The organism is Mesorhizobium sp. B2-6-1 (genome assembly GCF_006440475.1).
GTDB lineage: Bacteria > Pseudomonadota > Alphaproteobacteria > Rhizobiales > Rhizobiaceae > Mesorhizobium.
Map to the genome: position 1 here is coordinate 14,753 of NZ_VFUH01000012.1, position 20,633 is coordinate 35,385.

At 64.6% G+C, this 20,633-nt stretch carries 22 protein-coding genes; 11 read left to right on the plus strand and 11 right to left on the minus strand.

The genetic code is table 11. The features are described 5' to 3' along the window. Positions 1–190: 190 nt before the first annotated feature. The 3 genes from FJ443_RS22590 to FJ443_RS22600 all read right to left on the minus strand — a co-directional run bounded on the left by FJ443_RS22590 (position 191) and on the right by FJ443_RS22600 (position 2,743). Positions 191–1,279 carry a hypothetical protein gene (locus FJ443_RS22590; protein WP_140496064.1) on the minus strand — a complete coding sequence of 363 codons (1,089 nt, stop codon included), beginning with the start codon at positions 1,277–1,279 and terminating at the stop codon, positions 191–193. Positions 1,280–1,605: 326 nt separating this feature from the next. Further along, on the minus strand, positions 1,606–1,995 hold the full coding sequence (locus tag FJ443_RS22595) for a cytochrome c family protein (RefSeq protein WP_140496063.1): 390 nt from the start codon (positions 1,993–1,995) through the stop codon (positions 1,606–1,608). A 136-nt stretch (positions 1,996–2,131) separates the two neighbouring features. Beyond that, positions 2,132–2,743 (minus strand): thymidine kinase, encoded by a 612-nt coding sequence (locus tag FJ443_RS22600; protein ID WP_140496062.1) that lies wholly within the window; start codon positions 2,741–2,743, stop codon positions 2,132–2,134. 75 nt (positions 2,744–2,818) lie between these two features. Between FJ443_RS22600 and FJ443_RS31975 the strand changes: the two genes are divergently transcribed. The 4 genes from FJ443_RS31975 to choV all read left to right on the plus strand — a co-directional run bounded on the left by FJ443_RS31975 (position 2,819) and on the right by choV (position 6,089). Then, positions 2,819–2,944: a hypothetical protein gene (locus FJ443_RS31975; RefSeq protein WP_263483040.1), complete on the plus strand. Its 126-nt coding sequence runs from the start codon at positions 2,819–2,821 to the stop codon at positions 2,942–2,944. 37 nt (positions 2,945–2,981) lie between these two features. After that, entirely contained in the window at positions 2,982–3,917 is a 936-nt protein-coding gene (locus FJ443_RS22605) for a choline ABC transporter substrate-binding protein (protein WP_140666056.1), read from the plus strand. A 139-nt stretch (positions 3,918–4,056) separates the two neighbouring features. Then, positions 4,057–4,911, plus strand: a complete 855-nt coding sequence (gene choW / locus FJ443_RS22610) for a choline ABC transporter permease subunit (protein ID WP_140496060.1) — start codon at positions 4,057–4,059, stop codon at positions 4,909–4,911. Then, positions 4,908–6,089 (plus strand): choline ABC transporter ATP-binding protein, encoded by a 1,182-nt coding sequence (choV, locus tag FJ443_RS22615; protein WP_140496059.1) that lies wholly within the window; start codon positions 4,908–4,910, stop codon positions 6,087–6,089. The genes choW and choV overlap by 4 nt, the downstream gene beginning before the upstream one ends. Before the next feature lie 15 nt (positions 6,090–6,104). On the opposite strand, the gene FJ443_RS22620 is transcribed toward choV, so the two are convergent. Beyond that, positions 6,105–7,514, minus strand: a complete 1,410-nt coding sequence (locus FJ443_RS22620; protein WP_140496058.1) for an ATP-binding protein — start codon at positions 7,512–7,514, stop codon at positions 6,105–6,107. After that, positions 7,511–8,227, minus strand: coding sequence for a response regulator transcription factor (locus FJ443_RS22625; RefSeq protein WP_140496057.1), 717 nt, complete (start codon positions 8,225–8,227; stop codon positions 7,511–7,513). Before FJ443_RS22625 ends, FJ443_RS22620 begins: the two co-directional genes overlap by 4 nt. Positions 8,228–8,507: 280 nt before the next feature. Here FJ443_RS22625 and FJ443_RS22630 point away from each other — a divergent pair, with 280 nt between their 5' ends. The 4 genes from FJ443_RS22630 (at position 8,508) to clpS (ending at position 10,023) form a co-directional block, all read left to right on the plus strand. Beyond that, positions 8,508–8,810, plus strand: coding sequence for a hypothetical protein (locus FJ443_RS22630; RefSeq protein WP_140496056.1), 303 nt, complete (start codon positions 8,508–8,510; stop codon positions 8,808–8,810). A 38-nt stretch (positions 8,811–8,848) separates the two neighbouring features. After that, positions 8,849–9,082 carry a hypothetical protein gene (locus FJ443_RS22635; protein ID WP_140496055.1) on the plus strand — a complete coding sequence of 78 codons (234 nt, stop codon included), beginning with the start codon at positions 8,849–8,851 and terminating at the stop codon, positions 9,080–9,082. A gap of 211 nt (positions 9,083–9,293) precedes the next feature. Continuing rightward, entirely contained in the window at positions 9,294–9,617 is a 324-nt protein-coding gene (locus FJ443_RS22640) for a hypothetical protein (RefSeq protein ID WP_140666058.1), read from the plus strand. Between the two features lie 100 nt (positions 9,618–9,717). Beyond that, the gene (clpS, locus tag FJ443_RS22645) at positions 9,718–10,023 is read left to right on the plus strand and encodes an ATP-dependent Clp protease adapter ClpS (protein ID WP_140496053.1); all 306 of its coding nucleotides are present in this window, start codon (positions 9,718–9,720) and stop codon (positions 10,021–10,023) included. A gap of 46 nt (positions 10,024–10,069) precedes the next feature. On the opposite strand, the gene FJ443_RS22650 is transcribed toward clpS, so the two are convergent. The 4 genes from FJ443_RS22650 to FJ443_RS22665 form a co-directional block, all read right to left on the minus strand. After that, positions 10,070–12,148: a hypothetical protein gene (locus tag FJ443_RS22650; protein ID WP_140496052.1), complete on the minus strand. Its 2,079-nt coding sequence runs from the start codon at positions 12,146–12,148 to the stop codon at positions 10,070–10,072. A gap of 63 nt (positions 12,149–12,211) precedes the next feature. Then, the gene (locus FJ443_RS22655) at positions 12,212–15,034 is read right to left on the minus strand and encodes a DUF4159 domain-containing protein (RefSeq protein WP_140666060.1); all 2,823 of its coding nucleotides are present in this window, start codon (positions 15,032–15,034) and stop codon (positions 12,212–12,214) included. After that, a complete protein-coding gene (locus FJ443_RS22660; protein WP_140524921.1) occupies positions 15,031–16,044 on the minus strand; it encodes a DUF58 domain-containing protein in 1,014 nt (337 codons plus the stop codon). Before FJ443_RS22660 ends, FJ443_RS22655 begins: the two co-directional genes overlap by 4 nt. Then, positions 16,044–17,048: a MoxR family ATPase gene (locus FJ443_RS22665; protein ID WP_140496049.1), complete on the minus strand. Its 1,005-nt coding sequence runs from the start codon at positions 17,046–17,048 to the stop codon at positions 16,044–16,046. The genes FJ443_RS22660 and FJ443_RS22665 overlap by 1 nt, the downstream gene beginning before the upstream one ends. Before the next feature lie 135 nt (positions 17,049–17,183). On the opposite strand from FJ443_RS22665, the gene FJ443_RS22670 reads away from it, so the two are divergent. From FJ443_RS22670 to FJ443_RS22680, 3 genes are read left to right on the plus strand one after another with little or no spacing between them, the layout of a single operon-like run. Then, positions 17,184–17,813 carry a DUF1285 domain-containing protein gene (locus tag FJ443_RS22670; protein ID WP_140666155.1) on the plus strand — a complete coding sequence of 210 codons (630 nt, stop codon included), beginning with the start codon at positions 17,184–17,186 and terminating at the stop codon, positions 17,811–17,813. Between the two features lie 13 nt (positions 17,814–17,826). Then, the gene (locus FJ443_RS22675; RefSeq protein ID WP_140524963.1) at positions 17,827–18,459 is read left to right on the plus strand and encodes a CoA pyrophosphatase; all 633 of its coding nucleotides are present in this window, start codon (positions 17,827–17,829) and stop codon (positions 18,457–18,459) included. Continuing rightward, positions 18,456–19,721 (plus strand): CCA tRNA nucleotidyltransferase, encoded by a 1,266-nt coding sequence (locus FJ443_RS22680; protein ID WP_140567097.1) that lies wholly within the window; start codon positions 18,456–18,458, stop codon positions 19,719–19,721. The genes FJ443_RS22675 and FJ443_RS22680 overlap by 4 nt, the downstream gene beginning before the upstream one ends. 58 nt (positions 19,722–19,779) lie before the next feature. On the opposite strand, the gene FJ443_RS22685 is transcribed toward FJ443_RS22680, so the two are convergent. Continuing rightward, on the minus strand, positions 19,780–19,965 hold the full coding sequence (locus FJ443_RS22685) for a DUF1059 domain-containing protein (RefSeq protein ID WP_140496047.1): 186 nt from the start codon (positions 19,963–19,965) through the stop codon (positions 19,780–19,782). 215 nt (positions 19,966–20,180) lie between these two features. Further along, positions 20,181–20,441: a DUF1344 domain-containing protein gene (locus tag FJ443_RS22690; RefSeq protein WP_140524919.1), complete on the minus strand. Its 261-nt coding sequence runs from the start codon at positions 20,439–20,441 to the stop codon at positions 20,181–20,183. Positions 20,442–20,633: the final 192 nt, after the last annotated feature.

Consider the following 20,633-nt stretch of genomic DNA (forward strand, 5'->3'; position numbering starts at 1 on the left):
CCCCTCTGTCCTGCCGGACATCTCCCCCTCAAGGGGGGAGATTGGCTGTTGCTTCGTCTCGCATTTTTTTTCGGTGTTGAAGATTGGCGAAAGCCGATGTCACAAGCGATCTCCCCCCTTGAGGGGGAGATGTCCGGCAGGACAGAGGGGGGCGTGACGGAACGCGACATTGGCGAGTGCAGCAATGCAATTACGACTGCACGTAATTGGCCGAATTGTGCTTCTTCAGCACTTCGTCGAAACGGCGGGCGAAGGCGTCGTCGGCCAGTTTCTTGCGGCGCTGGATGTCGGCGGTGGCAACCATGTTCTTCTCGTGCATCTCGAGCAGGTCGCCAATGTGCTTCTGCGAGGCGGCGCCGATGCCGGCCATGGTCTCCTCGGCGGTGTTGTCGACCTGGCTGCCCAGCGTGTTGATCTTGTGGGCCACATCCTGCTGGGCGGCGGTCTTCAGCGAATCCTCCAGTGCCTTGTAGAGGACGATGCGCTGCTCGGTGTCGATGGTCAGCTTGTTGATCAGGGTCGACTGTGCGGCGATCTGGTTGTTGAGCGAATCGACGAAGGTCTGGAACATCGAGGTGTAGCGCTCCAGCGTCTGGCTCTCGGCCAGCAACTCCTGTTCCTTGGCCTGCTTCTCATTGTATTCCGTGGCGAGCTTGGAACGTTCGCCTTCGAGCTGCGTGCGTTCCTTCTGGCTGGTGGAGGCCGCGATCTTGTTTTCGATGTCGAGCAGCATCGGATTGAGCTCCTCGATGCGCTTCTGCACGGTTTCCAGGTTGGACATGGTGGCCTTGCGGCGCTCGATAACCTGCGACAGGCTGGTCTCGGAGGTTTTGTAGCGCTGGTCGAGGACTTCTTTCTGCGCCTTCAATATGCCGACGATGGTGTCGGACTTGGCCAGCAGTTCCTGCAGGTTGCCCGCCAGTGACATGTTGCGGACGCGGTCGGTGCGCAGACGCTGCTTGCGTTGGCTGGAGAAGATGCCGATGAAGTTTTCCCAGCCGGTGTAGTTCTTCATGCTCTCGAACTCGGCGCCGAAAACGTTGGTGGCGTCCTCCAGCCCGATGATCAGGTCGGCAATATTGCCTTCCATCACCTTCTGTTGCTTCAGCACGTCTTCGATGCGGGCGTTCTCGATATCGAAATTGGCGTCGCCGATCTTCTTGTCGGCGGTGGCAAGTTTGTCGAGCACGGCGCCGGACTGGTCTATCTTGGTGCGCATGTCCTGGACGACCTGCTTGGTCCTGGCAATTTCGGCATCGAAATTCTGCAATGTCGCCATAAGGGCCTCCCGCTCCGGCATCAGGTCGCTGATTGCGAACAGCGGCGAATATATGTGGGGCTTCAGGGGATTGAAAGACGTGAAGACAGGGGCGCTTCGAAAACAAAAACCTTGCCCACGCCCTTGAAACGCAATCGATCCGCGATCATGGCGAAAGGATCGTTTGGACTACGCGTGGTTCAACTGTCATTGAACTTCAACGTCGGCGGATGTCGGCCAGGCATTCAGTCCCCCGCTGCCACGAATGCCTGAAATCCGACGGAGCATCGAGCGCGGTGAGGACGGTGGCAGCTCGGCGTCCATCGCGGGGACGGAATAATCCTGGCTCAGGGCTTGGGATCGGCCTTCAGATAAGCGATGACATTGGCGATGTCCTCGTCGTTGTTCAGGCCGGCAAAGGCCATCTTGTTACCGGGCACTTTTTGCCGCGGCGCCTTCAGATACTCGGCGAGGTTGGCCTCGTCCCAGACGAGACCGGCGGCGCCTGCACTCTTCATCGCTTCGGAGTAATGGCCGAGGAAGCTCTCGGCACTGCCGGCGGCGCGGCCGACGACACCCATCAGATGCGGGCCGACCTTGTCGCGGTCGCTCGCTGCTTCATGGCAGGCCATGCATCGGTTGAAGACCCTCTTGCCCAGTGCCGGATCGCCGCCGGCATGGGCGGCAAGGACGCCGGCAAGCAGAAAGGCTGCGGCAGACGAAGCGGCTCGAAACATGGCTATCCCCGACGAGTTCTGGCTGGAACGAGAGGACGCAGAATAGGACCGGGGCCTTAACAAACGCTGCATCGTGGCGGGATCGCGAAAGCCGATCGATGGCGGCAAGTGTGGCGGCCGTGATGCCACAGCCCGGTCAAGGCGCGACAAAGCCGATGAAATCGTCGGGGGCGGCGCGACCCATTTCTTCTTCCCAATGGCGACGGCAGAGCGAGACATAGACGTCCTTGCCGATCGCCACCTGCTCCCCCTGCCGAGCGACCTTGCCGTCGCGGCCGAGGCGCACAACCATCGTGGCCTTGCGGCCGCAGCGGCAGATGGTGCGCACTTCGCGCAGCTCATCGGCTATGGCCAGCAAAGCGCGCGAGCCGGAAAACAGCTTGCCCTGGAAATCCGTGCGCAGGCCATAGCACATGACCGGAATGTCGAGCCGGTCGGCGATCCGGGCGAACTGCCAGACCTGCTCCTCCGCGAGGAACTGCGCCTCGTCGACGAAGACGCAATGCACGGCACCGTGCTGATGATGTTCGGCGACGCGGGCGAACAGGTCGTCGCCGTCACGAAACATCTCGGCTTCCGTTTCCAGTCCGATGCGTGACGAAATCAGGCCGGTGTCGCCCTTGCGGTAGTGGCCGGCGACGAACAGCATCGTCGTCATGCCGCGCTCGCGGTAATTGTACGACGCCTGCAGGAGCATCGTCGTCTTGCCCGCATTCATCGTCGCGTAGTGGAAATACAGTTTGGCCATGGCGCCCTTTTAAGCCCACTTGGCCGGGCCCGGGGAAGGCCCCTGGCAGGCCTTCCACCAAAAAAGCCGGCTCGCATGGAAAAAGCGGCTGACGTGTCGCTGATCGGCCAGCCAGCGCCGTTGATCGTGATTGCCTTAATGCTTGAAACCGCACGAGAATGGTGTTTGGCTGACGAAACAAGGCGGGCACAAAAACCGTGACTTCGCCTCGCCAAAGAATCGAAATGGGAGAAAGTTCATGTCGCCTATGAATTCCTTCGTCGCAGGCCTCGGCCTTGCGGCTTTCTTGTCGACGAGCGCTGCCTTCGCCGGGGATCCGGCTAGCTGCAAGGCGGTACGCCTTTCCGATGTCGGATGGACCGATATCCAGGCGACGACCGGCATCGCCTCGGTGCTGCTCACGGCGCTCGGCTACGAGCCGCAGGTAATCCAACTGTCGGTGCCGGTGACGATGGCGTCGCTGAAGAACAAGGACCTCGATGTCTTCCTGGGCAACTGGATGCCGTCGATGACCAACGACATCAAGGACTACACGGCCGACGGTTCGGTGGAGACCATCAGCACGAACCTGACCGGCGCCGGCTACGGCATCGTCGTGCCGACCTATGTGGCGGATGCCGGCGTCAAGACACTCACCGACCTCGGCAAGTTCAAGGACAAGTTCGACGGCAAGATCTACGGCATCGAGGCCGGCAATGACGGCAACCGCATCATCCTCGACATGATCAAGAACCCGAAGGACAATCTCGAAGGCTTCGAACTGGTCGAATCCTCGGAGGCCGGCATGCTGACGCAGGCCGAGCAGTCGATGAAGAACAATGAGTGGATCGCCTTCCTCGGCTGGACGCCGCACCCGGTGATGGGCGCCATGAAGATCACCTATCTCGACGGCATGGGCGACAGCGGCTTCGGTGCCGCCACCGTCCACACCAATGTGCGCAAGGGCTACACCACCGAGTGCCCGAACGCCGGCAAGCTCATTGCCAACCTCAAGTTCAACCTGGACATGGAAGGCCAGTTGATGGACGCCATCCTCAAGGGCGGCGACGCCCAGACTGTCGCCACCGACTGGCTGAAGAAAAATCCGGATGCCGTGACACCCTGGATCGCCGGCGTGACCACCTTCGACGGCGGCGATGCGGCAGCGGCCATCAAGACCGCACTGGGGAGCTGAGTCGACTGACTTCGGCATGCACGCGTGAGAACAAAAGGGCAGCCACTGGAAAAGGCTGCCCTTTTTCATATGCTGTGAGAAGATGACGTGACGACAGCGGACACCGCGGCAAAGCGATGCCGGTAGGAGAGGGGGCAAGATGGATCCGATTTCCAAATTCCTGGTCAGCTACAAGATTCCCATCGGCCCATGGGGCAAGGCGTTCTTCGGGTTTCTCACCGACAATTTCGACACCGTCTTCAGGGCCTTTTCCAACGGCCTGAACTTCATCCTCGACGGCCTGGTCGACCTCCTGCTGGTGGTGCCGCCGGTGCTGCTGGCGCTCATCATCGCCATCATTGCCTGGCTGCTGCAGCGTTCGCGCCCGCTCGCGATCGGCGTCTTCCTCGGGCTGATCTTCATCATCAACCAGAACCTGTGGAAACAGACGGTGCAGACGCTGGTGCTGGTCGTGGCCGCCGCCGCCATGGCAATGGCCATCGGCGTGCCGCTCGGCATCTGGGCGGCGCACAAGCCGAAGGTCTACCGCTTCATGCTGCCGGTGCTCGACCTGATGCAGACGCTGCCGACCTTCGTCTACCTGATCCCGGTGCTGACCCTGTTCGGCCTTGGCAACGCGCCCGGCCTCATCGTCACCATCATCTTCGTCATCCCGACCGCGGTCCGGCTCACGCATCTCGGCGTCGTCTCCGTGCCCAAGTCGATCATCGAGGCCGGCGAGGCCTTCGGCGCCACCAGGAGCCAGCTGCTGTGGAAGGTCGAACTGCCCTCGGCGCTGCCCACCATCATGGCGGGCCTGACCCAGTCGATCATGCTGTCGCTGTCGATGGTGGTGTTCGCAGCGCTGATCGGCGCCGGCGGGCTCGGCACCGAGATCAACCGCGCGCTCGGTTCGCGCCGCATCGATCTCGGCCTCGAGGCCGGGCTCGCCATTGTCGTGCTCGCCATCGTGCTCGACCGCATGACCCGCATTGGCGTTGGAGGCAAGAAATGACCGTCGCCGTCGATTTCAGGAACGTCGATATCGTCTTCGGCGCCGACCAGGCGGGTTCGCTGGCGCTGATCGACAAGGGTGCGACGCGCGCCGAGATCCTCGAGCAGACCGGCAATGTGCTCGGTTGTGCCGGGGCCAGCCTTACCGTGCATGAGGGCGAGATTTCCGTCCTCATGGGTCTGTCCGGCTCGGGCAAGTCGACACTGCTGAGAGCGGTCAATCGCCTGAACGTCGTCTCGCGCGGCCAGGTTCTGGTCAAGGATGGCGACCGCACCGTCGATGTCGTCACCTGCGACGAGGCTACCTTGCGGCGCCTGCGGCAGAAGCAGGTTGCCATGGTGTTCCAGCAGTTCGGCCTGCTGCCGTGGCGGACGGTGGAAGAGAATGTCGGGCTTGGCCTCGAACTTGCCGGCGTGCCGGACGCCGAGCGCAAGGAGCGCGTGCACAGGCAGCTCAAGCTGGTCAATCTCGAGCAGTGGTCGAAGAAATACGCGCATGAGCTTTCGGGTGGCATGCAGCAGCGCGTCGGGTTGGCGCGCGCCTTCGCCACCGAGGCGCCGATCCTTCTGATGGACGAGCCGTTCTCGGCGCTCGACCCGCTGATCCGCACCAAGCTGCAAGACGAGTTGCTGCAGCTGCAGGCCGAACTGAAGAAGACCATCATCTTCGTCAGCCACGACCTCGAGGAAGCGCTGAAGATCGGCAGCCACATCACAATCATGGAGGGCGGACGCATCGTGCAGACCGGCGCGGCGGAGGACATCGTGCTCAAGCCCGCTAACGATTATGTCCGCGACTTCATCGCCAATGTGAATCCGCTGTCGGTGCTCACCGCCTGGAACGTGATGCGCGACCGCCGCGATCTCGAACAGGGCAAGGACGGCTGGGTGTGGCTCGACCGGCGCAAGACGACGCGCTTCAAGATCGACGACCATGGCCTCGTGGCGGCGGCTGAGCGTGACGGCAAGCCGGCGGTATGGGTGTCCTGCGCCGAGGTCGAAGGCCAGCCCGAGGAAGCGGCCCAGGTGTTCTGGGCCAATCCCGGAACGTCGCTGAAGACCGTGATGCTGGCCATGCACCGGTCGCAGACTGCGCCCGTGGCGCTGTTCGATGACCAGTCGCGCTTCGTCGGCGCGATCGGCATCAGGGACGTGCTGAGCGCGGTGCTGCGGCGGTAATCCCTCAGTCGCGTCTCAAGTCGCCAGCGGCAGACGCAGCTCCGTCAGCAGGCCGCCGTCCGGATGGTTGGACAGGCGGATCTCGCCGCCGGCGGCACGCGCGATGTTGCGGGCGATGGTGAGGCCGAGGCCGAGGCCGCCGGTCTGGCGGTTGCGGGACTGTTCCAGGCGCACGAAAGATCCGAACACGGCGTCGATCTGGGCTTGCGGAATACCCGGCCCTTCGTCGCGTATGGCCAGCGTGATCATGTCGCCCGACCGGTACAGGCTGAGATGCGCCTTCTTGCCGTAGGTGACTGCATTTTGCACAAGATTGGTGACGCAGCGCTTGAGCGCGACCGGCCGCGCCATGCAGATCAGACCGCGCGAGCGCGTATCATCATTGTCGAAGGAGACCTCGGCGTAGCCGTCGGCGATCGATTCCACCAGCGACCAGAAGTCGATGCGCTCGCTCTTTTCCTCGTTCACCTCGAAAGTGGCAAAGTCGATCACCGAGCTGGCGATGCTCTCGACATCGGCGAGATCGTGCGCCAGCGCCTCGCGAACCGCCGACTTGCGCAACAGTTCCAGGCGCAGCCGCATCCTGGTCATCGGCGTGCGCAGGTCGTGCGCCAGCGCGGCGGCCAGGTGCTCACGGTCCTCGACATATTCACGCAGTCTCGCCTGCATGGCGTTGATCGCCTTGGCGGCGGCGCGCACCTCGCGGCTGCCGCTTTCGGCGATCGGCGGGCTCTTGAGGTCATTGCCGATCCGGTTCACGGCGGTTTCCATCATTCGGTAGGGCGCGGTCAGCCGGCGCAGCGACCAGATCGACATGATCACCACCAGCCCCGCTATCAGCGAATAGAGCGGCAGGCTGTCGAAGCTCAGGATCGGGCCGACCGGCGTGATCGGCTCGGTGAAGTTCAGCCATTGGCCGTCGGCGAAGCGCAGCGAGGCGGTCAGCTTGTCACTCTGGGCGAAATTCGCCGCCAGCACCAGGAGATCGCGTTCCACCTGGCCGACGTCCCTGTTCATGACCTCGCCACCGGGGCTGTCGGATTCCTGCGTCGCCGGATCGCGCCGGACGCGCGCGTCGGTGACGCCGAACTTCGACAGCCGTCCAACGAGAATGTCTTCCAGCTCGGCGAGTTCATCGTCGCCGGCGATCGACGAGGTGACCGCGGGGGTGTCTGAAACCGTGAGAGCGTAGGTGGCGTTGAACAGGCCGGATGCGGTCGCCTTGCGCTCCTCGGGCGTGGCGGCATGCATCAGCTGCACCAGCGAATAGGCGCGGTCGTTGAGGCGGTAGAGATCGACCACGTCATTGGCGGCCGCGCGGTCGCGCGACACGATGTAGAGCGTCGCGACCTGACTGATCAACAGGCCGGCAATGACGATCAGCAGCACCCACACAGGCAGGGTCTGCGGCAGGAAACGTCTCATTCGGAAGTCGTTTCGGGGAGGAACTGATAGCCGCCGCTGCGCACCGTCAGGATCAGCTTGGGCGTCTTGGGGTCATCTTCCATCTTGCGCCGCAGCCGGCTGACCAGGATGTCGATGCTGCGGTCGAAGGAATAATCGCTATCGCCGCCGGAGAGTTCGATGAGCTGGTCGCGGGTCAGCACGCGCTGTGCGCTCTTGACGAAGGTCTGCAACAGATTGAACTCCGCCATGGTCAGTTCGACCCTGACATCGTCGGGCGCGGTCAGCCGGCGCCGCGAACAATCCATCGTCCAGCCGGCGAAGCGGTAGATCTGCTTCGATGTGACGCGTTTGGGCTCGGGGGCACCGTTGCGCCGCAGCACGGCGCGTATGCGGGCCAGCAATTCGCGGGGGTCGAAAGGTTTGGGCACATAGTCGTCGGCGCCCATCTCGAGGCCAACCACGCGGTCTGTCGTCTCGGTGACGGCGGTCAACATGATGATCGGCGTCGAATACTGGGCCCGGACGTCACGGCACAGTTCCAGCCCGCTCCTGCCGGGCAGCATGACGTCGAGCACGATGAGATCGACCTGTGCACGGCGCAGGATCGTTTCCATCTCGGTGCCGTCGGCGGCAACCGATGTGTGCAGGCCGCGCTTCTGGAAGAACTCCTGCAGCAGGTCGCGAATGCCCTTGTCGTCGTCGACGATCAGTATGTGTGCGTCGGATTTCACGGGGATCCTGTCTTCGTTGACCTGCCAAGCCGGCAGGCGGCCACCCACACGATAGAATTCGGGCCATATGTTGGCCAGTGCCTTGGATTTCAAGGCAAGGTAAATCTGGCAATCTCCACACCGAATGCGCTGGAGGCCTCCCGCCGGGGCGCACAGACACAATCCAGAAACAAAATTCTATAATCGGGAAAAACTCCTGAAAAACTACGCCGGCATAACGGTGCCGTGGCGGTCAGGTCATTTGGCCGCGACGCAAGTCTCCGGGTTCACGGATTAACCGATGCCAAGGTTGTCGATCAGTTTGTTGGGTGCGTTGATGGGCATTTCGCTCGTCACAGCCGCTGCTGGACAATCGGATGCAAAAGTGACGCCCACCACCCGGACCGAGCGGTGTGCCAATCTCAGCCACCAATTCGATGAAGCCCTCGAAACCCATGCCGCGGCAACGCAGGTCACCGCGGCAAAGGCACTTCAGAGAAAGGGCAACCGGTACTGCGCCGCCAAGAAACAGGCACAGGGTATCCGGATGCTCGCCAACGCTTTGAAGTTGCTGGGGGTGACACCGAACGACCCGGTTCAGTGACACTCGAAACCCGACCCGCATGAAAAGGAAATGAAGCCATGAAAAAGTCCATCCTCTCCGCCACCGGTCTCGCCGTTGCTCTCGCCTTCGCCATGCCGGCTCTCGGCAACGCCGCTGCCACCACGACCGCCGCTCCGGCTGCTTCCTCGACGACCACCGCTCCGGCGACCACGACCGCCAAGCCTCCGGTGAAGAAGGTCGTTGCCAAGAAGCACAAGAAGGCGAAGAAGACTGTCAAGAAGACCGACAAGAAGGTCGCTCCGAAGGCTTAATCCAGGTCGGGCACACTGCCTGCCTTATGACAAGGCCGCTCCAGTCGCGTTTTGCTGGAGCGGCCTTCTTCCTGTCCGAAAAAGCCGAAGGCCGTGTATCGGCAGTGAAGCGAACGGACAGGTCCGAACGATGTGGCCGAAGCCGGCGCCGGCGGCTTTGTCTCGATCGGCCTTAACCCGATTGCAAGGCCGGCGCCGTAGGACAATCCGCATGAAGAGGCGGCTTTCGTCCATTCTGCGCTCGATCGTGTTCGGCAGCCTGGTCGCCACCGGCGCCGCCCGGCTTATGATCCTGTTCACCGCCAGTCCCGTGCCGGATCCGGCCAGCGGCCGCACCGAGCCGTCACTGTTCGCGCCTGTGATTTCCACCGACTGGGATTACATCACGCCCGCGCAGACCTGGCTGCTCATCGCACTTGCCAGCGTGACGCTGATCTGCGTCGTCGCCTGGCCGGTCGCATCCTGGATGGAACGCCGGTCGGATGCTGCCGGAAACTTGCCCTCCCGGCGCGGCTTCGGCCGCCAGGGCCGTTGAACCGCGGGCCGCACTTCCCACATAGCTCTGTGATTGGACGCTCGCTTTCGCCCGTGCGAAAATAGGGGCGTAGCCGAGGCTCGCGCAATTGCCGGTTCCCATGCCTGAAATCACGACAAAACCCCGTACGCAGACCCTACCCAAGACCGAGCGGCCGAAGCTCTACAAGGTCATCCTGCTCAATGACGATTTCACGCCGCGTGAATTCGTGGTGACGGTGCTGAAGGGCGAGTTCAAGCTCAGCGAAGACCAGGCGCATCGGGTGATGATCACGGCGCATCGGCGCGGCGTCTGCGTCGTCGCCGTCTTCACCAAGGACGTCGCCGAGACAAAGGCGACACGGGCCACCGACGCCGGCAAGGCCAAGGGCTATCCGCTGATGTTCACGACGGAGCCGGAAGAGTAGAGCAGGCTTCTTCCCTTCTCCCACAAGGGGAGGAGGGAAAATGCTCCTATCGTCCTTCGCGGTACCACATCGAACCCATCGCCAGCAGCAGCAGGCCGAGGCCGAGGAAGCCGCCGAACAGCGGAACGCGCGAGACCGCCTTGAGCACGCTGTCGTCGGTGGTGCGCAGGCCGATCCAGTCGGCGCCGGACGCTTCTCCCGAGGACCGTACGGGGACGATCGAGGGCAAGGTCACGTCGCCGCCTCCAAGGGTCGATCCCGCAAGCCTGCGAACGCTGCCGCCGGTGGCTTCGGCGGGAGCCTTCAGCCGGTCCTGCGTGGAAACGACGTCGGCGAATTCGGGTGCGTTGACCGGCCCGACATGGGCAAGAGCGGTAAGGTCGCCATTGCCGACCTGGTAAAGGCCGATCTCGGAGGTCTGGGCGCTGCCCAGGAAGACACCGGGTTCGGATTTCTCGAGCTTGACGGTGATGGTCTTGCCGGAGGGCGTGATGATCTGGGCCGGGCCGGGGTCGTCGGCCATGGTCTGGCGGCGAATTTCCAGCACCATGCCGCGCCCGTCGGCGGTCAGCCGTTCCTCCTCGAGTTCTGGCTCCTTCATCAGCCAGTGGGCGATGCGGCGGTAGAGCTGGACATGCGGGCCGCCGCCTTCGAAGCCGCGCGCCCACAGCCAGCCCTGGTCGGACAGAAGCATGCCGACGCGGCCTTCTCCCTTGCGGTCGAGCAGGAGCAGCGGCCGGTTGTCGGCTCCCTTCATCACCACCTCGCCTTCGGGATTCTGCACGCCGATGGTGCGGAACCAGCGGCTCCAGTGCGGCGGCTCGCTGGCAGAGCCGTCGAGACCGCGCGTCACCGGATGGCGCTGGCCGATGTCGGTGAGGCGAGGATAGAACGCCTTGTCGACGACCTCGCCGGTCGGCATCGCCGGCAGCGCCGACATCAGCGGCGTACGCGCGATCGAGCTTTCACCGGCATATTCGGGTCCGGCCGCAATCAGCAGCGCGCCGCCCTTTTCGACATATTCGGAGATGTAGTCGTAATAGAGGATCGGCAGCACGTCGCGGTGCTGGTAGCGGTCGAAGATGATCAGGTCGAAATCCTTGATCTTCTCGACGAACAGTTCCCGCGTCGGGAAGGCGATCAGCGACAATTCGTTGATCGGCGTGCCGTCCTGCTTCTCCGGTGGCCGCAGGATGGTGAAATGGACGAGATCGACCGAGGCGTCGGATTTCAACAGATTGCGCCAGGTGCGCTCGCCCGCATGCGGCTCGCCAGAGACGAGCAGCACGCGCAGGTTCTCGCGAATGCCGTCGACCAGCGCGATGGCGCGGTTGTTGGTGTCGGTGAGCTCGCCCGGCTCGCGATCGATGGCGAGTTCGATGATGTTGCGCCCAGCGCCGGGAATGGTCACGTGCAGCGGCATGGCCTGGCCGACGGTGGCATGCTCGACAGCGACCTGCTCGCCATTGACCGAAACGCGCACATCGACCGGCCCGGTCTCGTTGCTGGTTGAAATGACGCGATAGGTCATATCGAGCGGCTTGCCGACGAGGGCGAAGCGGGGCGCGTTCTCGAAACGTATGCGGCGATCCTTCTCGTGGTCGTTGCCGGTGATCAAGGCGTGCAGCGGGGCATTGAAATCAGGCGCGCCGGCGGGTGCGTCATGCACTTCGCCATCGGTGATCATGACGGCGCCGCCGATGCGCGAGGGCGGCACGTCGCGGAAGGCGTTTTCGAGCGCGCCGAACAGCCGCGTTTCCGTGCGTTCCTCGGCGGCTTCCGACTTGCCGGCCTCGACGACGCGGACGTCGAACTGCTTGAAGCGGCCGAGGCGCTGCTCAAGCCCGGCCAGCGCCTCGTCGGTCTGTTTGGTCCGTTCACCGATGTCCTGGCTCTGGCTGCGGTCGACGATCAGGGCAACCACGCTTTGCTGCGGCTCGCGCTCCTCGTTGAGGAACACCGGATTGAAGAGAGCGGCGGCGAGCGCCAGCAATGCGACGAGGCGCAGGACCGCGCCGCGCTGGCGAAACCACAGGCCCACGGCCGCGAGCAGGGCCAGCGGCACCAGCACAAGGGCCAGCAGCGGCCAGGAGATCAGCGGTTCGAAGGAGATCGACCAGTTCACGTCTTACCCTCCCCCTTGCAGGGAGGGCCGATCCGCGGGGCGGGCGCAAGAAGGAGCGTCATCTTACTGGCCCAACCGTTCAAGCAATATGGGCACGTGCACCTGGTCGGATTTGTAGTTGCCGGTCAGCATGTACATCATGATGTTGACCCCGGCGCGCAACGCATAGATGCGCTGCATCGGGTCGTTGGGCACGGTCGGCAGCAGCGGGTCGCCATTCTCGTCGACGGCCCAGGCGCCAGCAAAATCATTGGCGGTGATCATGATCGGCGAGACGCCGTCACCGGTACGCACCGGCCGGTTTTCGGCATTGCTGGCGTCGAGCGATGCCTCGACCCAGAGCGGGCTGCCGGCGAAGCGGCCAGGGAATTCGGGCAGGATGAAGAAGGATTTGGTCAGAACATGATCCGACGGCACCGGCTCCAGCGGCGGCACGTTGAGGTTGCCGAGGATGTCGCGCAGCCGCTCGGTGGCGGGGCTGGTCGAGTCGGCGCCGATGCCGTTGGCGAACTGGTCGCGCGTGTCGAACAGCACGGTGCCGCCCTGCTGCATATAGGCATCGATACGGGCAATCGCGGCCTGGCTGGGCATGGCTGCGGCCGGATCGATCGGCCAATAGATGAGGGGAAAGAACGAAAGCTCGTCCTTGGAGATGTCGACGCCGGCCGGCGCGCCCGGCTCGAGCGCGGTCTTCTCGATGAGGAAGCGGGTCAGGCCCTCGAGCCCGGCGCGACTGATCGAATCGTCGCCGGGCACGCCAGTCAGCACATAGGCTATCCGGGTCTTGGAGATGTCCTCTATCGCGGCGGTGTCGCCAGGCTTGGCATCGTCGGCGCGCGCGGGGCCGACATGGCCGAACAGCGCGCCGAGCCCGATCAGAATGGCCGCCATGGTGGTTACGGCCGCAGCGCGGCGCGGCCTGCGCGTCAACAGGCCGCCCATCCAGAACACCGCCAGCGTATCGAGCACCATCAGCGCCAGCGCGGCGGCCACCAGCGCGCCCTTCAAATTACGCGATTCGTCAAAGGCATACTGAATTGTGGTGACCGGGACAGTGATTTGCGGGCGCGCCAGCGGCGCAAGCGTGCTTGTCGCATCGAGCAGATTGTGGGCGAAAACGCCGGCCTCCGAGCCATAGAGGCCGGGCGGGTTCTCGAAGGTCACCGGCAGAGCGCCGGCGCCCGGCACCAGCGGGCGCGCATCCGGCGTCGGCGGCACCAGCATTCCGTCGGCCGCTATCATGCGGTAGGGCGCCAGCGAGGTGGCGGCGGCTTCGGCATTGGCGATGGCGGCCCCCTGGTTGCGCGACAGCTGCACGATGCGGCGCAGCATCTCGACGAAGCTGCCGGAGATCGGCAGGTTCGACCAGGTCGCTTCGGGCGTGACGTGGAACAGCACGAGCGTGCCCTTGCCCTTCTTCAGCCCGGTGACCAGCGGCGTACCGTCGGCAAGCGCTGCCCAGGTGCGCTCGACGATATCGGGCGTCGGTTCGGCCAGCACCTGCCTGGAAACGGTCACCTCGGTCGGCGGCGCCAGATCGGCGAAGGGGCCAGCCTTGGGGAATTCGGTGACCGGCTGCGGCGTGGTCCATGACAGTGCGCCGCCGAGCGAGCGTTCGCCGGTGCGCAGACGCACCGGCAGAAGGTCGTCGTCATTGCCGGCGGCGGCCAGCCGCGACCCGGCGAAACGCACCAGCGTGCCGCCCTTTTCAACCCAGTCGACGAGCCTTGGCCTGATCTGTGCGGGAATGGTGCCGATATCGGCCATGACGATCATCGCCGGCTTCTGGTCGAGGATCTGCGGAATGGCGTCGGCCAGGTCGGCGCTGGAAGGTTCGACCAGGTCGGCGAAGGGCTGCAGCGCGCGCCTGATGTAGTAGAGCGGCGACAGCAGCGGCTGCGCCTGGTCGGCCTCGGCCTGCGACAGGAGTCCGACGCGGCGGCGCTTGGAGCTTTCGTCCAGCACGCGCACCGCGCCCGCCTGACGCTCGCCATCGAGCGCGATCGAAGCGAAATCATTGCGCAGCTCGAACGGCACCGCCATGGTGCCGGTGGCGGTGGATTGGCCGGGTGCGAAAGTCAGCGTCGCATCGGCGATGCGGCGGCCCTTGTCGTCGAAGGCGCCGGCGGTGACTTGCGCCGGGGCCGCATCGCCGGGCGGCCGGATGGCGGTGAGGGCAAAACCGTCGACCTCGTTCTCGGCGCCCGTCAGGCCGGTCAGCGGCATCCGGTCGGCGACGGCCCACACGACCCGGGCAGCGTTTTTGGACAGAAGCGTGTTGAAGGCGGCCTCGTCGCCCTTCGCCGCCAGGCCGTCGGCCAGCACGGCGACGCTGGCGCCCGGCAGGCGCTCCAGGGCGGCTGCGACGCGCGCGTAGACCGCCGGTCGGTCGGTCGGGATCGGCCGGGGCTTTGCCGCGCGCAGGCGGTCGAGCGCCGCGGCCGCATCGAAGGGGCCGATCTCGGCATTGGGTTTTTCGGCGGTGAAGGCGATGATGATCGGCACGCCGTTCGAACCGGCGTCGGCGATCAGCCGCTCGGCGGTTGCGATGCGCTTGTTCCAGTCGGCGGCGCTTGCCCAGCCATTGTCGACGACCAGCGCCAGGGCCGCGCCCTCGGCCGGCAGTTTCTCGCGCGGATTGAAGACCGGTTCGGCAAGGGCGGCGACGATGAGCGCCGCCATCAGCAGCCTGAGCAGCGTCAGCCACCAGGGGCTCTGCTGCGGGGTTTCCTCGCGCTTCAGCACGCGCGCCAGGATCTTCAGCGGCGGAAACACCTCGGTCTGCGGCCTGGGCGGGGTCAGCCTGAGCAGCCACCAGATCACCGGCAGCGCCAAAAGACCCCACAGCAGCATGGGCGCGCCAAAGGAAAGCGGCAGCCAGCTCATGCGACGGCCTTTCCTGGCTGATCGCCACTAGCGATCATGCCGCCGCGATCGCCAGCGATCGGCCTGGGCTGATCGCCACCAGCGATCATGCCGGCGCGGCCAACAGCGGTCAGCCCGGGCTGACCGCCATCGGTCATCGCCATGTGCAGGCGTACCAGGGCGTCGGAAGCCAGCCGATCGGTGTGGTTGACGGTGAAGCTCCAGCCGAGCCGCTTGCACCAGCTGGCCAGTTCCTGGCGTCGGGCGCCATAGAGCAGGCGATACTCATCGGCCAGCATCTCGGCGCGGCCGGCGGTCAGCTTCTCGCCGCTCTCCGGGTCGGTGAATTCGGTGCGGCCGGCATAGGGGAATGTCTCCTCGGCCGGGTCGGCGACCTCGATCAGATGCGCGCGCACGCCATGGCGGGCGAGCACGTCGAGCCAGGCCATGGTTTCCTCGACCGGGTCGAGGAAATCACTGGCGATGACGATGTCGCAGAAGCGGCGGATGCCGGAGAGATCGGGCTTGGCCGGCAAGTCGCCGGCATGCATGAGCTGGGCGGCGATGCGCTCGGCGCCGTTGCGGGCGGTGAACGGATCGGTAAGGCCGGGCCAGGCGATGCGCTCACCGCTACGGGACAGCAGCTCGGCCATGGCCAGCGCCAGCACCAGGCCGCGCGATTGCTTGGAAACGGCGGCACCGGTCGATTTGTAGAGCATGGACGGCGAGGGGTCGGCCCACAGCCACACCGTATGGGCCGCTTCCCATTCGCGGTCGCGCACATAGGTGTGGTCGTCGCGGGCCGAGCGGCGCCAGTCGATGCGCGAGGAATCGCCTTCGACATAGGGCCGGAACTGCCAGAAATTCTCGCCGATGCCGCGCTTGCGGCGGCCATGCCAGCCGGCGATCACGGTGTTGACGATGCGGCGCGCCTCGACCAGCAAGTCGGGCACGAGCGAAGCCCGCAACCGGCCGCGGGCGAGCGCGTCGCGCGTCGCTGCCGGAGCCTGGAGCTCGCCGATGCGCGCCATCAAATCCCTTTCACGAGCTTGGCCACCACATCGCGCACGCTGGTGCCTTCGGCGCGGGCGGCGAAGGTCAGCGCCATGCGGTGCTGGAGCACCGGCTCGGCCAGAGCCCGCACATCGTCGACCGACGGCGCCAGCCGCCCATCATAGAGCGCGCGCGCCCTCGTGCACAGCATCAGTGCCTGGCTGGCGCGGGGACCCGGGCCCCAGGCGACATGCCTGTCGGTTTCGGCGTTGCCCTGGCCGGGGCGCGCCGAGCGCACCAGGGCCAGGATTGCCTCGACCACGCTTTCAGGCACCGGCATGCGGCGGATCAGCGTCTGGATATCCCTCAGCCGCGCCGGCTGCAGCACATTCTGTGCCTTCGCGTCCTCGACCCCAGTGGTTTCCAAAAGGATGCGGCGCTCGGCCTCGAGTTCGGGATAGAGGATGTCGACCTGCATCAAAAAACGGTCGAGCTGTGCCTCGGGCAGCGGATAGGTGCCTTCCTGTTCCAGCGGGTTTTGCGTCGCGAGCACATGGAAAGGCGAGGGCAGGTCGTGGCGGGCACCGGCAATGGTGACGTGATACTCCTGCATGGCCTGCAGCAGCGCCGACTGGGTGCGCGGCGAGGCGCGGTTGATCTCGTCGGCCATCAGCAACTGCGCGAAGATCGGCCCGGAAATGAAGCGGAAGGAGCGCTTGCCGAATTCGTCCTGCTCCATCACCTCGGAGCCGAGAATGTCCGAGGGCATCAGGTCGGGGGTGAATTGGATGCGGCGCGAATCGAGGCCGAGCACGATGCCCAGCGTCTCGACCAGCTTGGTCTTGGCGAGGCCCGGCACGCCGACCAGCAGCGCGTGGCCGCCGGCCAGAAGCGCCACCAGAGCGCGTTCGACGACACTTTCCTGGCCGAAGATGATGCGACCGACCCCGTCGCGGACCCTAGAAATGTCGGCCAGCGCCTTCTCGGCCTCGGCGATCATGTCTTTTTCGCTGATCGGGCTTTCCTTGACCATCACGCTCATGCAGCATCGATCCTTGTGGTTGGAAATACCAGCTTGACGCAGAATGCCGCGATTCGGCTCCGTCTGGCGCCTGCCTTCAAATTTAAATCACAGAGTTAGGCTGACAAGCGCAACAACAGTGACTATTTCGTGACGATGGCAGAGGGCTCCGAACAAAGACAGCAAAGCCTGGCGGCCGCGACCGAGGCGCGCGGCCTCGAGGCGCTGATCTCGCGTGCGGCCCGCGCCGGCAAGGGGCCGGCCCCGGTGGAGCGCTGGAATCCCGACTTCTGCGGCGATTTGGATATGGCAATCAAGGCTGACGGCACCTGGTTCTATCTCGGCACGCCGATCGGCCGCATGCCGCTGGTACAGCTTTTTTCCTCGGTGCTGCGCAAGGACGCGGACGGCAGGACCTATCTGGTGACGCCGGTGGAAAAGGTCGGCATCCGCGTCGCCGACGCACCCTTCATCGCCGTCGAGATGGATGTCTCGGGCAGCGGCGAGGGCCAGATCATCACGTTCCGCACCAATGTCGGCGACGTCGTCGAGGCCGGACCGGAGCGGCCGCTGCGCTTCGTCGACGAGCACGAGACCGGCGGGCTGAAGCCTTATGTGCTGGTGCGCGGGCGGCTGGAGGCGCTGGTGGCGCGGCCGGTGATGTACGAACTGGTCGAGCATGGCGAGGAGATCGAGATCGGCGGCAGGTTGATGTTTGCCGTTCGTTCGAAAGGCCAGGCCTATCCGATCATGCCGGCCGACAGGCTGAGGCAGCTGAGCGCGTGACGGACAGTTCATGATGGACCAGGTGACGCCGACGCCCTTTTCCATTGCCGATTTGCGCGCGCGCTTTGCCGCGCAGCCGCAGGCGCATGCCGGCGACGACTATGGCGATCATCGCTTCAATCCAGGCCATCCGCGCCTCCACCGGGCGAAACCGCTGCGCGAAGCGGCGGTGCTGATCCCGATCGTCGATCACCAGGACGATGCCACGGTTCTTTTGACCAAGCGGGCCGAGACGCTGCGCAACCATTCCGGGCAGGTGGCCTTTCCCGGCGGGACGATCGATCCGACCGACGCCAGTCCGGAAGCGGCGGCGCTGCGCGAGGCTTTCGAGGAAATCGGCCTTGGCCGGGACCATATCGAGGTCATCGGCCGCATGCCCGATTATGTCGCGGGCAGCGGTTACAGGATCGCGCCGGTGCTGGGCATCGTGCGGCCGCCTTTCCAGTTGACACTCAATGCCGAGGAGGTCGACTTGGCCTTCGAAGTGCCGCTGCGCTTCCTCATGGATCCGGCCAACCACATCAGGGACAGCCGCATTTGGAACGATCTCGAATGGTTCTTCTACGATATGCCCTATGGCGACCGGCGCATCTGGGGCGTCACCGCCGGCATCATCCGCACGCTCTATGAAAGGCTCTATGGGTGAAGGTCTCGATCGCTGACAGGGCCGACTGGCTCGGCGACAAGCATCTGCAGCGCCTGCTTGCCATTCTGGCGAGCGGCGGCGAGGCAGCGCGGGTCGCCGGCGGCGCGGTGCGTAACACGCTGATCGGCCAGCCCGTCGCCGACATCGACATCGCCACCACCTGCCTACCGCAGGAGACAATCCGCCGCGCCGAGGCGGCGAGGTTCAAGACGGTTCCGACCGGCATCGAGCACGGCACGATCACCGTGATTGCCGGCGGCAAGCCTTATGAAATCACCACGCTGCGCGCGGATATCGAGACCGACGGCCGCCGCGCCAAGGTGTCGTTCGGGCGAGACTGGAAGCTTGATGCCGAACGGCGCGACTTCACCATCAATGCGCTCTACGCGGAAGCCGACGGCACGGTCGTCGATCTGGTCGGCGGCGTCGCCGACATAGAGGGGCGCCGGCTGCGCTTCATCGGCGATCCGGAAGCGCGTATCCGCGAGGACTATCTGCGTATCCTGCGCTTTTTCCGCTTCTTCGCCTGGTATGGCGAAGGCCGGCCGGACGCCGAGGGGCTGAAGGCTTGCGCCCGGCTGAAGGGAGGGCTCGTGCAGCTCTCGGCCGAGCGCGTCTGGTCCGAACTCAAGAAACTGTTGTCGGCGGCCGATCCGTCCCGCGCGCTGTTGTGGATGCGGCAGGCGAGCGTTTTGACCAGCGTGCTGCCGGAAAGCGAGAAATGGGGCATCGACGCGATCCACGGCCTGGCCAGAGCCGAGAAGGATCTGGGCTGGACCGCGGACCCGCTGCTCAGGCTGGAGGCGATCGTGCCGCCGGATGCGGCGCGCATGAAGACGCTGGTCGAGCGGCTGAGACTGTCGACGGCGGAAGCAAACCGTTTGCGCGACTGGGCGCTTACGCCGGGGATCGCGCCGAAAACGACCGAAGGCGAACTGGCCAAGACGCTCTACCGCGGCGACCGGCAGGGGGTCGTCGACCGGCTTCGCCTGTCACTCGCAGCGGCACGGGTGCGCGCGGTGGACCAGACCGATGCGCTCATCGAGGCAGGCGGCTTTTCCCGACTTCTCGCCTTCGCATTGAGATGGGAAAGGCCCGTGTTTCCGCTCAAGGGCGCCGATCTGACGGCGATCGGGGGGATGCCCGGGCCAAAACTCGGCGCGATCCTCAGGAATCTCGAAGCGGAATGGGTCGATGCCGGGTTTGGGCCCGATCGCGACGCGCTGCTCAAGCGCGCCGCGCAGGCCCTGAAGGCCGGATAAAGCATCAGTCAACGCAATCCGGGCGGAAATCGCCGCGATTTCCGGAACTTGCTCCAAATCAGGCGGCGTCGCGGACCTTCTCGATGCGCGAGCGGATCGCTTCGATCATCGTTTCGCGGATGATCGTCTCGCCATGCGTCTCGCGCATATGTTCGACGGCACGGCGCATGACCTCGGCTTCCTCTTCGGCGCGCGTGTGCCATTCACAACCTGGAACGAGCGAGCCGCAGTGGAATTCCTTCATGGGATTTCTCCTTTTCCTCCATGGAGTCCGGTCGACCGCCCTGCAAAAGGCGGCAGGGACTCCGCATCTTCTTGGCGCGTTGTCCGACCTTGAGACTGGTTGGACCACGAGCGGGTGAAACCATAACACAGATGGGGTGGCATTGATTGCCGTCAACGACAAAAAGGCGGAGCAGCGCTGCTCCGCCCTCTTACGCCAGCCCTATGGGCAGGTCATCACTTCATGATCTTGACTGCCTCGGCAACCTTATCCTTGCCGCTCATGTCCCATGAAACTCTGACCTTCTCGCCGACCTTCAGGCCAGGATCCTTGAAGGTCCGGGGAAGCGTAAAAGACGATCCATTGTCGAGAACCAGGCTTTTGGACGCCGTATCAAAGGTCTTGATCGTGCCGGTGGTGTGCTTGACGGCGGCGAATGCCACCGAACCGGAAGCAAGAATGGCAACCGCTGCGGCCGAAACAATGATCTTGCGCATTGCGAAGTACTCCTGGAAAGCGCGGGCACCCTTTTGGCAGAGGTGTCCCGCATCGTCCTGGGCCGTCCGGTTGCGTCGAGTCGCGATCCGCTTCGTTCTGACGCAATTCCGAACGGAGAACCGCTCTGCACTCCTGGAATTGCGCAGGCGAACCGCCGGCGCTTCCCGACCCGTCCCGACAAATAGCCTAGT

Excerpts from the sequence above, each read along its gene's own strand:
- FJ443_RS22590 (WP_140496064.1), bottom strand. The coding sequence starts at position 1,279 with ATGGCGACATTGCAGAATTTCGATGCCGAAATTGCCAGGACCAAGCAG.
- FJ443_RS22595 (WP_140496063.1), bottom strand. The coding sequence starts at position 1,995 with ATGTTTCGAGCCGCTTCGTCTGCCGCAGCCTTTCTGCTTGCCGGCGTC.
- FJ443_RS22600 (WP_140496062.1), bottom strand. The coding sequence starts at position 2,743 with ATGGCCAAACTGTATTTCCACTACGCGACGATGAATGCGGGCAAGACG.
- FJ443_RS31975 (WP_263483040.1), top strand. The coding sequence starts at position 2,819 with ATGGAAAAAGCGGCTGACGTGTCGCTGATCGGCCAGCCAGCGCCGTTG.
- FJ443_RS22605 (WP_140666056.1), top strand. The coding sequence starts at position 2,982 with ATGTCGCCTATGAATTCCTTCGTCGCAGGCCTCGGCCTTGCGGCTTTC.
- choW (WP_140496060.1), top strand. The coding sequence starts at position 4,057 with ATGGATCCGATTTCCAAATTCCTGGTCAGCTACAAGATTCCCATCGGC.
- choV (WP_140496059.1), top strand. The coding sequence starts at position 4,908 with ATGACCGTCGCCGTCGATTTCAGGAACGTCGATATCGTCTTCGGCGCC.
- FJ443_RS22620 (WP_140496058.1), bottom strand. The coding sequence starts at position 7,514 with ATGAGACGTTTCCTGCCGCAGACCCTGCCTGTGTGGGTGCTGCTGATC.
- FJ443_RS22630 (WP_140496056.1), top strand. The coding sequence starts at position 8,508 with ATGCCAAGGTTGTCGATCAGTTTGTTGGGTGCGTTGATGGGCATTTCG.
- FJ443_RS22635 (WP_140496055.1), top strand. The coding sequence starts at position 8,849 with ATGAAAAAGTCCATCCTCTCCGCCACCGGTCTCGCCGTTGCTCTCGCC.
- FJ443_RS22640 (WP_140666058.1), top strand. The coding sequence starts at position 9,294 with ATGAAGAGGCGGCTTTCGTCCATTCTGCGCTCGATCGTGTTCGGCAGC.
- clpS (WP_140496053.1), top strand. The coding sequence starts at position 9,718 with ATGCCTGAAATCACGACAAAACCCCGTACGCAGACCCTACCCAAGACC.
- FJ443_RS22655 (WP_140666060.1), bottom strand. The coding sequence starts at position 15,034 with ATGAGCTGGCTGCCGCTTTCCTTTGGCGCGCCCATGCTGCTGTGGGGT.
- FJ443_RS22660 (WP_140524921.1), bottom strand. The coding sequence starts at position 16,044 with ATGGCGCGCATCGGCGAGCTCCAGGCTCCGGCAGCGACGCGCGACGCG.
- FJ443_RS22665 (WP_140496049.1), bottom strand. The coding sequence starts at position 17,048 with ATGAGCGTGATGGTCAAGGAAAGCCCGATCAGCGAAAAAGACATGATC.
- FJ443_RS22670 (WP_140666155.1), top strand. The coding sequence starts at position 17,184 with ATGGCAGAGGGCTCCGAACAAAGACAGCAAAGCCTGGCGGCCGCGACC.
- FJ443_RS22675 (WP_140524963.1), top strand. The coding sequence starts at position 17,827 with ATGGACCAGGTGACGCCGACGCCCTTTTCCATTGCCGATTTGCGCGCG.
- FJ443_RS22685 (WP_140496047.1), bottom strand. The coding sequence starts at position 19,965 with ATGAAGGAATTCCACTGCGGCTCGCTCGTTCCAGGTTGTGAATGGCAC.
- FJ443_RS22690 (WP_140524919.1), bottom strand. The coding sequence starts at position 20,441 with ATGCGCAAGATCATTGTTTCGGCCGCAGCGGTTGCCATTCTTGCTTCC.